The following is a 14,253-nucleotide window of genomic DNA, read 5'->3' on the forward strand; positions in this document are numbered from 1 at the left end:
TTCACCTCAATAATTCAAATTGATAAGAAATAACTGACAGCACGTATAAGGGTGCTGTCTCTGTTCGTAAGATTCTAGGACCAAGCCCACATGACTCGAACCCCTCTTTAGAAAGCAACTCAACTTCTGATTCCGTCAAACCACCTTCAGGTCCAAATACGATTAAAACACTGTCTTCATTCTTCATCCCTTGAAGAGTGCGAGCAAGAGTCGAACGCTCCCCTTGCTTTGCTTCTTCCTCGTAAGCAACTAATTTATACGTATAGTCTTTTGAAAGACTAATAAGGCCTGATAAATTAACGGGAGTTGCAACAGATGGAACGATGCGTCGGTGTGACTGTTCTGCTGCCTCTTTTGCGATTTTTTGCCAGCGATCCACCTTTTTTTCAGCCTTCTTTTCATCCCATTTTACTACCGATCTCGCAGTTGCCACAGGAACAAAAGAATAGGCACCTAATTCAGTGCCCTTTTGTATAATCCACTCGAGCTTGTCTGCTTTAGGAAGACCACTCGCAATCGTCACGCGAACTGGAAGTTCAGAAGACCTTTCTTCCCATTGTACAACGTCTGCAACGACTTGTTCATCGGTAATTTCTGCAATTTGGCAAATAGCTCCTTCGCCTCTAGAAGTGGTACAAATGATTTGATCGCTTATCTTTAATCTCATCACTTTAACAATGTGCCTGAAATCATCACCCGTAATGACAAATCGTCCTTCAGTTGTTTGATCAACAAAATATCGTTGCACACGCTACACCTTCTTTATCAAGATAAAAGGGGGATATCCCCCTTTACATCATTGCCTTTTGGCAATCATTGCAATCCAGTCTTCCATTTGGATTGTCTCTATGATTTCAAACCCCGAACGCTCTATCGCTGTTCTAACTTCGTCTTTTTTCTGAAGAATAATACCTGAAGAAATAAAATAACCGTCTTTTTTTACGACTCTTGCCACATCATCTGTAAATCGAATGATTACTTCAGCTAAAATATTAGCTACTACCACGTCTGCTACTTGGTCAACCCCGTCTAGCAAATTGTTTTGAGCTACTGTTACTACTTCATTCGTTTTATTTAGCTTGCTATTGATCTTTGCAGATTTAACAGCTACTTCGTCTAAATCTAGAGCGAGGACAGAGTTTGCACCTAGCATGGCTGATGCGATACTTAATACACCTGTTCCCGTTCCAACGTCGACCACATGATCTCCGTCAACGACCGTTCTCTCCAGTGCCTGTATACACATGACCGTGGTCGGATGTGTCCCAGTCCCAAATGCCATTCCTGGATCCAATTCGATAATTAACTCATCACTTGAAACAGGAGTATACTCTTCCCATGTGGGTACAATAGTAAATCGTTCAGAAATTTTTACAGGATGATAATACTTCTTCCAGGCAGTCGCCCATTCTTCTTCATTCACTTCACTGACCGTTACGGTATTTCTTCCGATATCAATATTATGAATAACCAGGTTGTTAATGGATTCTTTTATCGCATCAACTGTTTCTCCTAAGAAGCTAGTTACCGGTAAATAAGCTTTAACAATAACCCCTTCATCTGGGTAATCTTTTGGATTGAGTTGGTAGATTTCACCGAATTGGTCTTCCCTTTCTTTTACAAGCTCCAATGGATCCTCAATAACTACTCCACTTGCGCCTGCCTCATGCAATATATTTGAAATCGGTTCTATCGCTTCATTTGTTGTATGAATGCAAAGTTCTGACCATTTCATACTACCAACTCCTATTCCTTTTATTCGCCTTTAAATGCTCTTTTTACTTTTGAAAAAAAACCTTCTTCATGCTCACCTTGAGGAACATTTCCACTTACCTCTGCAAACTCATGAAGCAATTGCTTTTGCTTTTCCGTTAACTTCGTTGGTGTTAAGATTCGAATGATAATATGCTGATCACCCGTACCATAGCCTCTTACGTTTGGAACACCTTTTCCTTTTAATCGGAATTTCGTTCCTGTTTGTGTGCCAGCTGGTACTTTCAGTTTTACTTTCCCATGTAATGTTGGCACTTCCACTTCATCACCTAAAGCGGCTTGAACAAAGGTAATTGGCATTTCACAATAGATATCGTCTCCGTCACGTTCAAAAAACTCATGTGAACGAACATGGAACACCACATATAGATCTCCTGCCGGCCCACCATTCACTCCAGGCTCTCCTTGTCCTGCTACACGAAGTTGTTGTCCATCATCAATACCTGCTGGAATTTTCACATGGATCTTACGACGCTTGGTCACTTTTCCTGTTCCGCTACATGTTGAACACTTATCTTTGATCTGTTTGCCGGTTCCACTACAGTAATGACAGACTCGACGGTTAACAATACGACCAAATGGTGTATTTTGCTCCACATTCAATTGACCTGCCCCATGACAATGACTACAAGTATCCGGCTTCGTACCTGGTTTCGCTCCAGAACCGTGACATGTTTCACAATTTTCTTCTCTAGGTATTTCTAAATCGGTTTCCTTACCGAAAACCGCTTCCTCGAAGCTAAGTGTCATCGTATATTGAAGGTCAGCCCCTTGTCTAGGTGCATTTGGATCTCTTCTTCTAGACCCTCCTCCACCAAAGAACGTGCTAAAAATGTCCTCAAAGCCGCCAAAGCCACCGAAATCTCCTCCACCAAACCCTTGGTTAGGGTCGGTATGTCCAAATTGATCGTAGTGCGCCTTCTTTTGGTCATCACTTAATACCTCATAAGCTTCTTTTACCTCTTTAAACTTTTCATCCGCATCTGGCTCTTTGTTAATATCCGGATGGTACTTTTTTGATAGCTTTCGGTACGCCTTTTTTATCTCATCTTTGGAAGCACTTTTGCTTAATCCCAGTACCTCATAATAGTCCCTTTTACTCATGATTGCCCACTCCCCGAATCATTTCACATAAAGGTTATTTTAACATTACCATTCCACCCAAAGCAATGAAAAAGCCAAAGTCGCATGGATTTGACTTTGACTTTGACTTTTTCTAAGCTAGTTTGCCTAAACTTATTTATCGTCTTTTACTTCTTCAAATTCTGCATCAACGACATTGTCATCCTTGCCACTATCGCCCGCTTGCCCTTCAGCTGCTTGAGCTTGCTTAGCAGCCTCTTCGTATAGCTTCATTGTTAAGTTTTGAACGATTTCTTGAAGAGCATCCTTTTTCACACGAATTTCTTCTAAATCATTACTCTCAATCGCAGCTTTTAGTGCATCCTTTGCTTCATTTGCAGAAGCAACTTCAGACGCGTCTACTTTTCCTTCAAGGTCCTTTAGAGTCTTTTCAGTTGTAAATACAAGCTGATCTGCTTCATTACGAAGTTCTACTTCTTCTTTTCGCTTTTTATCAGCTTCTGCATTTTCTTCTGCTTCTCTAACCATCTTTTGAATTTCTTCATCCGATAGACCCGTTGAAGACTTAATCGTAATTGTTTGTTCTTTGTTTGTTCCTAAATCCTTCGCACGAACGTTCACGATACCATTCTTATCAATATCAAATGATACTTCAATTTGTGGAATCCCACGTGGTGCTGGCGGAATATCCGTTAATTGGAAACGACCAAGTGTTTTGTTATCAGCAGCCATTGGACGTTCACCTTGAAGAACATGGATATCTACTGCTGTTTGACTATCTGCAGCAGTTGAGAATACTTGTGATTTTGAAGTAGGAATCGTTGTATTGCGGTCAATTAGCTTAGTAAATACGCCACCCATTGTTTCAATACCTAGGGATAATGGAGTTACATCAAGAAGAACAACGTCCTTTACATCACCTGAAATGACTCCACCTTGGATAGCTGCACCCATTGCTACTACTTCATCAGGGTTCACACCTTTATGTGGCTCTTTTCCTGTTTCACGCTTAATCGCTTCTTGAACAGCTGGAATACGAGTAGATCCCCCAACTAGAATAACTTTATCAATTTCAGCAGGCGTTAATCCTGCATCTCTTAATGCTTGGCGAGTTGGTCCCATTGTTCTTTCAACAAGACTTGAAGATAACTCCTCAAATTTCGCTCTAGATAATGTCACCTCTAAGTGAAGTGGACCAGCTTCTCCAGCCGTGATAAACGGAAGAGAAATTTGAGTTGTCGTAACACCTGAAAGGTCCTTCTTTGCCTTTTCTGCTGCATCCTTTAAGCGTTGAAGTGCCATTTTATCTTTTGAAAGATCAATTCCATTTTCCTTTTTGAATTGCTCTACCAAATAATCGATAATCACTTGGTCAAAGTCATCTCCACCAAGACGATTATCCCCAGCAGTTGATTTTACTTCAAACACGCCATCGCCTAACTCTAAAATAGATACGTCAAATGTTCCGCCTCCAAGGTCGTAAACAAGGATCGTTTGATCATCATCCATTTTGTCTAAACCATAAGCAAGTGCCGCTGCAGTTGGCTCATTGATAATACGTTCTACTTCTAAACCTGCAATTTTCCCAGCATCTTTTGTTGCTTGACGCTCTGCATCGTTAAAATAAGCTGGAACGGTAATAACAGCCTTTGAAACCGACTCTCCAAGATAGTCTTCTGCGTACGCTTTAAGGTGCTGAAGAATGATCGCAGATACTTCTTGTGGTGTATATTCTTTTCCTTCAATCGTTTCTTTATGGCTAGTACCCATATGACGCTTGATGGACATGATTGTATTTGGATTTGTGATTGCTTGACGCTTGGCTACTTCACCAACTTGACGCTCACCATTTTTGAAAGCAACAACAGATGGTGTTGTACGGTTTCCTTCTGCATTAGGAATGACCTTAGGCTCTCCACCTTCAAGTACGGACACACATGAATTTGTTGTCCCTAAGTCAATACCAATGATTTTACTCATAAAAATAACCTCCCAAAATTTCTATTATGTAGGGATTACTGGTTCACCTTAACCATAGCTGGTCGGATGACTTTATCCTTTAACTTGTACCCCTTTTGGAACTCCTCTACAACCACATTAGATTCAAAACTTGGATCTTCCACTTGCATAACCGCTTGATGCATATGCGGATCAAATGGGTTTCCAACAGCTTCTATTGTTTCAAGGCCTTCACTTTTTAACGCTTCAGACAGGTTACGGTAAACCATGTCCATCCCTTGTAGCAAGCCCTTCGTTTGTTCATTATCAGGTTCAATCTGAAGAGCTCTTTCAAAGTTATCTAGAGCTGGTAATAAATTTGTAATTAAGCTTTGAGCTCTATATTTTTGCGCCGCTTCAAGGTCAATTCTAGCCCTGCGACGAGAATTATCGAAGTCAGCTTGCAAGCGCAAGTAACGATTTTCAGCCTCTTGAAGTTTTGCTTCTAACTCTTGTATACGAATGTCCCCAGGATTGGTTTCAACATGATCCTCAGTCACTACTTCTGTTTCCGCAAAAACCTCTTCGATACCTTCTGAGCTTGCGTCTGTTTCAGTAGAAGAGTGTAATTCTTCATTTAATGTACTCTTTTCTTCTGCCAAATTACTCACCTCCCTTAAATGTGCTCAAAATACCCCATATATAAGCAGAGGTAGATGGTAAGGAAATACTCCTCCTAACATCTATCTCCACCACTATTTATTTTGATACAACTTTGTCAATACAGAAGTTAAATCTTGGCTAATCATTTGTAATAAGCTGATAACTCGAGAGTATTCCATTCTAGTAGGTCCTAAAATAGCAATTGTCCCAAGTTGTTCCTCTCCAACAGAATAGGTCGCCGAAATCAAGCTACAATTCTCCATGGCTGAATTTTTGTTTTCTTTACCGATTTTCACATGAATCCCAGTCGGATTTTTCCGAATGAGATCGTACATGCTTTTTTCATGTTCAATCATGTTTAAAAGGCTTTTAACCTTTTCAATATCATGGAATTCCGGTTGACTAAGAATATTCGTTCGTCCACCAAAGAATACTTTTTCATTCGATGGAATCTTTAACGTATCAGCGAATGCATGGAGCATCGAATCATAATTTCGAATATGTTGTCTGAGTAAAGTCGCAACCTCTTTGTAGATTTTGTCGTTTAGATCCTCAAGGGGCACTCCTGTTAAACGCTCATTAAGAATATTAACCATTTTCTCAATATCACTTGCATCTAACCCCTCTGGTAGATGAAACATTCGATTGTCTACATGTCCTTTATCAGTCACAATAATCGCAATAGCTGTTTCCTTGTTAAGGGGAACAATTTGAATTTTCTTAAGCTTATTCTCCCTTACAGCAGGCCCAAGAACGATAGAAGTATAATTTGTCAGCTCAGATAAGATTTTTGCAGACTTTTGTACGATTTTTTCAAGTTCATAAAGCCTTTCAGCGAAGATCGATTTTACGGATTGCATATCATGCTGATCAAGCTTCTGTGGTGCAAGGAGATGATCTACATAAAAACGATAGCCTTTTTCGGAAGGAATTCTTCCAGAAGAAGTATGCGTCTTCTCAAGAAAGCCTAACTCCTCTAAATCAGCCATATCATTACGAATCGTAGCAGAGCTAAAACTAATATCCTCTTTCTTCGACAAGCTTCTTGACCCAATCGGTTGAGCAGAACGAATGAAATCATCAACAATCACCTGAAAAATTAACAATTGACGATCTGTTAACATGTTTCATCACCTCTGTTAGCACTCTCTTATAACGAGTGCTAAATCTAATATTAAATTATCAAATGTTGGGGCTATATGTCAACATTTAGATAACACCGATAAATGATTGAAAAACTTCATTTCCGAGAAAACGACCTTTATGCGTTAAAGCAATTCTGCCATCTTGACAAGTAATTAACTCGCGATTTTGTAAGGAATTGATTTCTTCCTTAAATAAAGAGAGCGGATCAACTCCAAACTTTTGAATGAAGTGTTCCACGTTTACTCCCTCTATTTTCCTTAAGCCAAGGAACATTTCTTCCTCCCACATTTCATTGTTCTCTACTTTATGAATATTATGAGAGGGAAGAATGCCATTTGAAATGGAATCCATATATTTTTTTAGAGGACCATGGTTCGCAATCCTTTCTCCCGAAACATAACTATGAGATCCAGCACCAAACCCATAATATTCCTCATTATTCCAGTATGTTAAATTATGCTTGCTTTCGTATCCTGGTAGAGCAAAGTTCGAAATTTCATATTGCTGGAAACCAGCTAACTGCATTTGCTCCATAAGCAACTCATACATTTCCGCTTCCGTGTCTTCTCCCGGAACAGGCAATTTTCCTTTTCTCATTAAATTATAGAACACCGTTTTGGGTTCAATAATAAGGGAATAACCAGAGTAATGTTGAATATCAAGGGAAAGCGCCGTTTGTAGGGTCTCTTTGAAGCTATTTAACGTTTGCTCCGGCAAGCTATAGATCAAATCTACACTTATATTTTCGAACCCAACTTTCTTTGCTTTTTCAATAGAGGTGAACACATCTTCCTTACAATGCGTTCTTCCGATTGCCTTTAGAAGCTCATTATCAAAAGTTTGTACGCCAAAGCTTAACCGGTTGACTCCCCCCTCAAAAAGCACTCGAAACTTTTCATCAGACAAATCTCCTGGATTGGCTTCAAATGTAATCTCTGCATTTTGTTCTAATGGAAGATATTTATTAATGGAAGACAACAATCGATTTAACTGCTTCTCACTTAATGAAGTGGGTGTTCCACCGCCAACAAATATGGAATGAAGTGGCTCAGCTGGATGTTTTTCTAACGTTAATCGAATCTCTTCTTCAAGCGCATCTAAGTACTCATCGACAGGCTGACCTTTTAAGAAAACCTTATTAAAATCACAATAATGACAAATATGCTCACAAAACGGAATATGAATATATGCTGCTCTTACCATTTTTACACAACCTTAAGTTTCACTTTTTTCACATTCAAAAAAGGTTAGATTACTTGATTTATCAAGCTTATCTAACCTTTCTTTTAAAATCAAATCATCTACTTCTTTGAATTTGTATCGTCCATTTTCAAAACAGCCATGAATGCCTCTTGAGGTACTTCTACTGAACCAACCTGCTTCATACGCTTCTTACCTTCTTTTTGCTTTTCGAGTAGCTTACGCTTACGTGAGATATCTCCACCATAACATTTGGCTAATACGTTTTTACGCATTGCTTTAATGGTGGAACGTGCCACAATTTTCTGTCCAACCGCTGCTTGAATCGGAACCTCGAACTGTTGTCTCGGTATCAATTCCTTCAGCTTTTCAACTATGACTTTTCCACGTTCGTATGCAAAGTCTTTATGAACAATAAAGCTTAACGCATCCACCTTTTCAGCATTAAGAAGAATATCCATCTTCACAAGTTTTGACTCCTTGTATCCAATTAACTCGTAATCAAACGAAGCATAACCCTTTGTGCTTGATTTTAATTGATCAAAAAAGTCATAAACGATTTCTGAAAGAGGAATCTCGTACACAATGTTTACACGAGTCTCATCCATGTATTGCATATCGATAAAGATTCCTCGTTTTTCCTGACAAAGTTCCATTATTGCCCCCACATAATCATTAGGAGCCATCATTGTAGCTTTTACATACGGTTCTTCAACGCGTGCAATTTTTTGTGGATCTGGCATATTTGAAGGATTATCAACTTTTATTTCAGAGTCATCTGTCAAAACGACATGGTAGATTACACTTGGTGCTGTTGTAATTAAGTCAATTTTAAACTCTCTTTCAATACGCTCTTGAATAATCTCCATATGGAGCAATCCTAGGAATCCACAACGGAAACCAAAGCCAAGCGCTTGAGAAGTTTCTGGCTCAAATTGTAGTGCCGAATCGTTTAGTTCTAGCTTTTCTAACGCTTCTCTTAAATCATTAAACTTTGCACTATCAATTGGATACAATCCGCAATATACCATTGGGTTTAAGCGACGGTAGCCTGGAAGAGCTTCCGTTGCTCCATTTTTCACACTAGTAATCGTATCACCCACTCGTGTGTCTCCCACATTTTTAATGGCTGCCGTTAAAAATCCAACATCACCAACAGTTAGTTCCGGAACTGGAGTTGATTTTGGTGTGAATACCCCTACTTCGGTAACTTCAAATTCTTTTCCAGTTGCCATCATGCGAATTTTGTCTCCAACCTTTACCGTACCATCTACAACACGGATATAGGCTACCACTCCGCGATAAGCATCATAAAGGGAGTCGAAAATCAGCGCTTTTAAAGGTGCGTCTGGATCCCCAGTAGGAGCAGGAACCTTTTCTACTACCTGCTCTAGAATGTCTTCAATACCGATTCCTGCCTTCGCACTTGCTAAAACTGCCTCGGATGCATCTAACCCAATTACTTCTTCAATCTCGTTACGCACGCGTTCTGGATCTGCGCTTGGCAAATCAATTTTGTTTATAACTGGTACAATTTCAAGGTCATTGTCTAACGCTAAGTAAACATTCGCTAACGTTTGAGCTTCAATTCCCTGTGCCGCATCAACTACTAGGACTGCTCCTTCACAAGCAGCTAGGCTTCGGGATACCTCATAGGTGAAGTCTACATGCCCGGGTGTATCGATTAAATGGAAAGTATAAACTTCTCCATCCTTTGCTTGATATTTTAATTGCACAGAGTTTAATTTGATCGTGATGCCACGTTCTCTCTCGAGGTCCATCGAATCTAGCAATTGGTCCTTCATTTCTCTAGCTGTCAGCGCATTTGTTTTCTCTAAAATACGGTCAGCTAACGTCGATTTCCCATGATCAATATGTGCAATAATAGAAAAATTCCTTATTTTTCCTTGTCTATTTAGTCTATCTTGTCTGTTCATTCAGTTCACTCCTACTATACTTCGCACGTATACACTATTTTTGATTATAGCAGTAGGGTATCCAAGATTCAACGAAAACTATATCAAGGGCTTGAAAAGAAAAACAGCAATCCTACGATTGCCGATTTTCTATCGATCTGTGATTAGGTCAATTCCGATCTCCGCTATTCCTGACACTGTGTCTGCTAGAGTTTTTCCTAAGTCTGAGAAGAAGTTATAGGCTTCCATTTCTTCTAATTGTTCTCTTTTTTTATTTATATCATGACTGTCTACATTATTTCCTAAAACTGAGACTTGGACATTTTCTTCCTGTTCGTTAATGGTAAATGCACCTTTAAAGTTTGGATCATCAAATCCTCTCATGTTTACGATCCCATTATTTGCAATTTGCATTCCGAATAATACGGATACAAACATGAGAGACATAAGTAATATGCTTTTAAACATAAACATTTTCATACCTATCACCTAATCAACATTATTGTTCCTCAGTAGGAACGGTTACTGGGTAATTGACCTTTTCTGCTTCCCAGAAGATTTCACTAAATACATCTGCAAATGCATCTGCGGAAAGATTAAGCTCATCGAAGTTGTTATCCACTCCACCAAACTCTACTAGTAAAGCATTACCGGAAAGGTCCTGATTAAAGCGGCCATTTGTACTAGCCCCACTCTTTTGGATAATACCTCTGCTTAGACCAGGGTACTTCTCCTCGAGCTTATAATGAATTTCTGTTGCCAACTTGAGGTTCTTCTCATAATTTGGGTGTTCAGCCCCAACAACAAAAGCTAGCTTGGCATAGGACTTTCCGTTTATTACTTTTGTTGTATCTTCTTTTCTTTTAGAATCACGGTGAATATCTATTAGATACGAAAGATTTGAGTTATTAGCCATCGCCTCTTGCACCATCTGTCTCGAAGCATCGTATGAACGACCATACGTCCAGCCATTTGCATGTAATCGATCGGTGACATCAGACTTATCTAAAATCGTACCAACCCCATAACCTTCTAGTTTTTCCTGAAGGCGATCGCCAATCTTTGTCACATTGATTTCTGAGTGCTGCGCACTATTGGCATTGGTTACCCCCTCTAAGTACGGGAGATATGATTCTCTTGTATGAGAGAAATAAATATAAGCCACTTTTTTATCCCCCGTCGTTAAAGGCGGCGGAGCGCTCGGTTTTGAATCTTCGTCTTTTATGTCTTCCGTATTTTGCAAGCTTGCCTCATTTTCTTTGTTCAGTGCTTCTTCAGGTGGAGCTGATTCAATAGGCATATTTGTATAATTCGTTCCTTCTCCAGCAACAAGTATTTTCCCATCAAATAACGAAAACCCCGGAAGTTCTCTCCCCAATAAGCTCCGTGGATCATTAAGATTCACATTTGTAGAGGCTTTAAACAATACACTCGACATACTCGGAACTGCATCTCTTTCTACTAATCCGCTCATAAAATAATGATTTTCTCTTCCCATCAACTGAAAGAGTATATTTCCACTCAAGTTCATGGTCGCTTTATTCACACTAGATGATCTAAGCTGATATTGTGGGTTTAAAGAAGTTAATAGTCCGCTCACTGAAAAGAGTAGGAAGATCAACAACATACACGATAAAATAAGTTTTAAAATACTTGTCCCTTGAATGGTTACAACATAGGGCGTTTTTTGTAGTTTCATTATTCCACCTCTTAGCCTAGTCTAGTAAATGATATGTACTTACTAGAGAAGGTAGAACAATAAATTTGGACGGTCCCTATCTCGTATAGAAGCCTGCATTATCTTGATTTACTGCATCATGCAATGCAGCGTTTATTCCGTTCGCAATTAAGTTGGACATATCTTCAATAAATACATCTACTTCCTTTGGGGTTACCATTAAATTATGTCCAAGCGGTGATAATACCTCGTGAATCAATCTTCTTTTTTCTTCTTCTTCTAGATTACCAATCATTCCAAGGAATGTATTTCGGTGATGTTCTTCAGGCATATCCTCATCAGTCAATTTCTTCTTCTCACCAAATGTCATTCCTGCAGGGGCTAACGCTCTAGAAGGTCGATTTCCTTCTCTTAATTCACGGCCAAAATGCTTTAATATGAAGTCAATTGTGTCACTCGTAATAGAGACCGCATCAACTACTGTTGGTACACCTACTGCAATCACCGGTATTCCTAATGTCTCTTCACTAAGCTCTTTACGCTTATTTCCTACCCCGGAACCTGGATGTATTCCTGTATTCGATATTTGTACTGTTGAATTTACCCTTTCAATCGAACGGGAAGCTAGCGCATCAATAGCAATAACAAAATCCGGCTTTGTTTTCTCAACTACTCCCATAATAATGTCGCTAGTTTCTATACCCGTTAAACCCATAACACCTGGAGACAACGCACTTACTGGACGATATCCTTCATCCACACTTTGTGGACTTAATTCATACAAATGTCTGGTAACTAATAGATTCTCACATACCTGTGGCCCAAGTGCATCAGGAGTAACATTCCAATTCCCCAGTCCAACTACTAGACAAGAAGCATCTTTATTTATTCCTATTCCACTTAAAAAATGGGAGAATTCCCTTGCAAATGTTTCTTCCACCTTTTTTTGTAAATCCGTATCCTGTTGTCTGATCCCCTGTACCTCAATCGTTAAATACTTTCCTGCTTTTTTATTTAATTCTTTCTCCCCTTCTTTTGACACTTCAACTAACGATAGCTTGATTCCGTTCTCTTCCTTTTCTTTAATGACTACTCCATTTATGTTTGAAAGATCCTTTTCATCCGTTACATTCTTCCCCCTGCTTGCAATAACCATTTCCCTTGCTTCAACTGCCAAATCTGTACGAATGGAATATTTACTTAAATCTATTGATTCCTTCATAATAAGCCCCTCTCTTTTATCAATTTAGTACATAAACTAGCATCTATTATTTCCTTATCTAAAAGAAACCATTCAAACCATGGGGTATTATCGGATATATTTCCATTGAAAAGTATTGCAATAGTAGTCACCGAATGATAAAATGTGTTTTGTTCTTAATTTACGTAATTAATGAATGGTGATAGTCGAGTATAGAATCTCGATGCTTTGTAGGAGGTGAATCGAATGCCAAATATTAAATCTGCAATCAAGCGCGTGAAAACAAGCGAAGAGCGTAATGCACGTAACACGATGGTGAAATCTGCAACACGTACGGCTGTTAAGAAAGTAGAAGCAGCTATCGTTAACGGTGACGCTACTACTGCACAAGAGAGCTTTGCTCTTGCTGCAAGTAAACTTGACAAAGCTGCAGCGAAAGGTCTTATCCATAAGAATGCTGCTGCTCGCAAAAAGTCTCGTTTAATGAAGAAATTAAATTCATTAAACTCTTAATTTTTTGCTATATCATAGATAAAAAGCTAGATCCTTTTATAGGATCTAGCTTTTTTATTGCTTTATGAACCTGAATGTAAATGAAATAAAAACATTTCAATAAGAAGCTCCTTATTCATTCCACCTGTCTTTGCCTGAAAATCGGCATCCGCTAACATTTTCATAATTTTCGTCAGCTCTTCATCACTAAACTGCATGGCCTGACCTGCAGCAAGTTTTATACGGAATGGATGGACTTTTAAGTACCCTCCCATTTGCTGTTGACCATAACCACGCCTTGCCAATTCCTTTACTTGATAAATCAAACGGAACTGCCCTGCGATAATCGCTAGTATTTTTAGGGGTTCTTCATTTTGTCTTAACAAATCGTAATAAATACGTAATGCCTCGTCTACTTTTCGATGCACGACTTTATCAACAAGTGTAAAGATATTCTGTTCAAGCGAACGTGAAACAAGCTTTTCTACTGTCTCAGCATCAATTTGCTTTGTCTCATTGCAATATAAACTAAGCTTGTCCACCTCTGAAGTTAATAAAAAAAGATTTGTCCCAGCTAACGCTAGCATCAGTTCTACAGCATCATCATTTATGGTTGTTCCATTTAACTTTGCTCTCTGAGTAATCCAATTCTTTAGTTCATGTTCCCCTAATTTTTTTGCCTCTCCCACTACAGCTGTTCTTTTTAATTCCTTTGTTAGCTTCTTACGTTCATCAAGTTTTTCGTATGGGGCTACGATAACAACAATTGAATACGGTGAAGGCTCCTTCATGTATTGCTCTAGTCTTCCTAGCTGATGATCGATCTTATCTTTCGTTTTTTCAGCGGTTAAAAAACCAGGATTATTTAAAAAAATCAGCCTTTTATCCCCTAAGAATGGGATAGTTTCGGCATCCTCTAATGCCACTTCAATAGGTATTTCCTCTAAATCATAAGTGGAAAGATTAAAATCACTTTCATCTACTCCCAAAACATTTTGGATTAAAAGCTGCTTTGTTTCATTAATAAGAAACGACTCTGTTCCATATAAAACGTAAATAGGAGAAAATTCTTTCCTTTTAATTTGCTTCCATAAATCAAAAATCACTTTCCTCGCTCCGTTCAGGATTATAGGTTACTTATTTATCCTAATGAAGGATTAAGG

At 38.9% G+C, this 14,253-nt stretch carries 13 protein-coding genes; 1 reads left to right on the forward strand and 12 read right to left on the reverse strand.

All coding sequences use genetic code 11. The annotated features are described in order from the left end of the window. Nucleotide 1: 1 nt before the first annotated feature. The 11 genes from BKO01S_RS05230 to gpr all read right to left on the reverse strand — a co-directional run bounded on the left by BKO01S_RS05230 (nt 2) and on the right by gpr (nt 12,619). Nucleotides 2-748 carry a 16S rRNA (uracil(1498)-N(3))-methyltransferase gene (locus BKO01S_RS05230; RefSeq protein WP_066049828.1) on the reverse strand — a complete coding sequence of 249 codons (747 nt, stop codon included), beginning with the start codon at nt 746-748 and terminating at the stop codon, nt 2-4. 48 nt (nt 749-796) lie between these two features. Next, a complete protein-coding gene (gene prmA / locus BKO01S_RS05235; RefSeq protein ID WP_066049831.1) occupies nt 797-1,735 on the reverse strand; it encodes a 50S ribosomal protein L11 methyltransferase in 939 nt (312 codons plus the stop codon). Between the two features lie 20 nt (nt 1,736-1,755). Then, nucleotides 1,756-2,877: a molecular chaperone DnaJ gene (dnaJ, locus tag BKO01S_RS05240; protein ID WP_066049832.1), complete on the reverse strand. Its 1,122-nt coding sequence runs from the start codon at nt 2,875-2,877 to the stop codon at nt 1,756-1,758. A 132-nt stretch (nt 2,878-3,009) separates the two neighbouring features. Beyond that, nucleotides 3,010-4,836, reverse strand: coding sequence for a molecular chaperone DnaK (dnaK, locus tag BKO01S_RS05245; RefSeq protein WP_066049835.1), 1,827 nt, complete (start codon nt 4,834-4,836; stop codon nt 3,010-3,012). A gap of 35 nt (nt 4,837-4,871) precedes the next feature. Further along, a complete protein-coding gene (gene grpE / locus BKO01S_RS05250) occupies nt 4,872-5,456 on the reverse strand; it encodes a nucleotide exchange factor GrpE (protein ID WP_066049837.1) in 585 nt (194 codons plus the stop codon). Between the two features lie 93 nt (nt 5,457-5,549). Beyond that, nucleotides 5,550-6,581, reverse strand: coding sequence for a heat-inducible transcriptional repressor HrcA (gene hrcA, locus BKO01S_RS05255; protein ID WP_066049840.1), 1,032 nt, complete (start codon nt 6,579-6,581; stop codon nt 5,550-5,552). Nucleotides 6,582-6,666: 85 nt separating this feature from the next. Further along, complete coding sequence (gene hemW / locus BKO01S_RS05260) at nt 6,667-7,806, reverse strand: radical SAM family heme chaperone HemW (protein WP_066049843.1); 1,140 nt, start codon at nt 7,804-7,806, stop codon at nt 6,667-6,669. A gap of 98 nt (nt 7,807-7,904) precedes the next feature. Continuing rightward, nucleotides 7,905-9,740: a translation elongation factor 4 gene (gene lepA, locus BKO01S_RS05265; RefSeq protein ID WP_066049846.1), complete on the reverse strand. Its 1,836-nt coding sequence runs from the start codon at nt 9,738-9,740 to the stop codon at nt 7,905-7,907. A gap of 129 nt (nt 9,741-9,869) precedes the next feature. After that, nucleotides 9,870-10,199 (reverse strand): YqxA family protein, encoded by a 330-nt coding sequence (locus BKO01S_RS05270; RefSeq protein WP_066049848.1) that lies wholly within the window; start codon nt 10,197-10,199, stop codon nt 9,870-9,872. A 19-nt stretch (nt 10,200-10,218) separates the two neighbouring features. Then, on the reverse strand, nt 10,219-11,418 hold the full coding sequence (gene spoIIP, locus BKO01S_RS05275; protein ID WP_066049854.1) for a stage II sporulation protein P: 1,200 nt from the start codon (nt 11,416-11,418) through the stop codon (nt 10,219-10,221). 76 nt (nt 11,419-11,494) lie between these two features. Beyond that, on the reverse strand, nt 11,495-12,619 hold the full coding sequence (gene gpr, locus BKO01S_RS05280) for a GPR endopeptidase (protein WP_066049857.1): 1,125 nt from the start codon (nt 12,617-12,619) through the stop codon (nt 11,495-11,497). 225 nt (nt 12,620-12,844) lie between these two features. Here gpr and rpsT point away from each other — a divergent pair, with 225 nt between their 5' ends. Beyond that, nucleotides 12,845-13,111, forward strand: a complete 267-nt coding sequence (gene rpsT, locus BKO01S_RS05285; protein WP_066049862.1) for a 30S ribosomal protein S20 — start codon at nt 12,845-12,847, stop codon at nt 13,109-13,111. A gap of 62 nt (nt 13,112-13,173) precedes the next feature. On the opposite strand, the gene holA is transcribed toward rpsT, so the two are convergent. Then, complete coding sequence (gene holA, locus BKO01S_RS05290) at nt 13,174-14,196, reverse strand: DNA polymerase III subunit delta (protein WP_066049867.1); 1,023 nt, start codon at nt 14,194-14,196, stop codon at nt 13,174-13,176. Between the last annotated feature and the right edge of the window lie 57 nt (nt 14,197-14,253).

The organism is Robertmurraya korlensis NBRC 107688 (assembly GCF_001591645.1).
Classification (GTDB): domain Bacteria; phylum Bacillota; class Bacilli; order Bacillales; family Cytobacillaceae; genus Robertmurraya_A.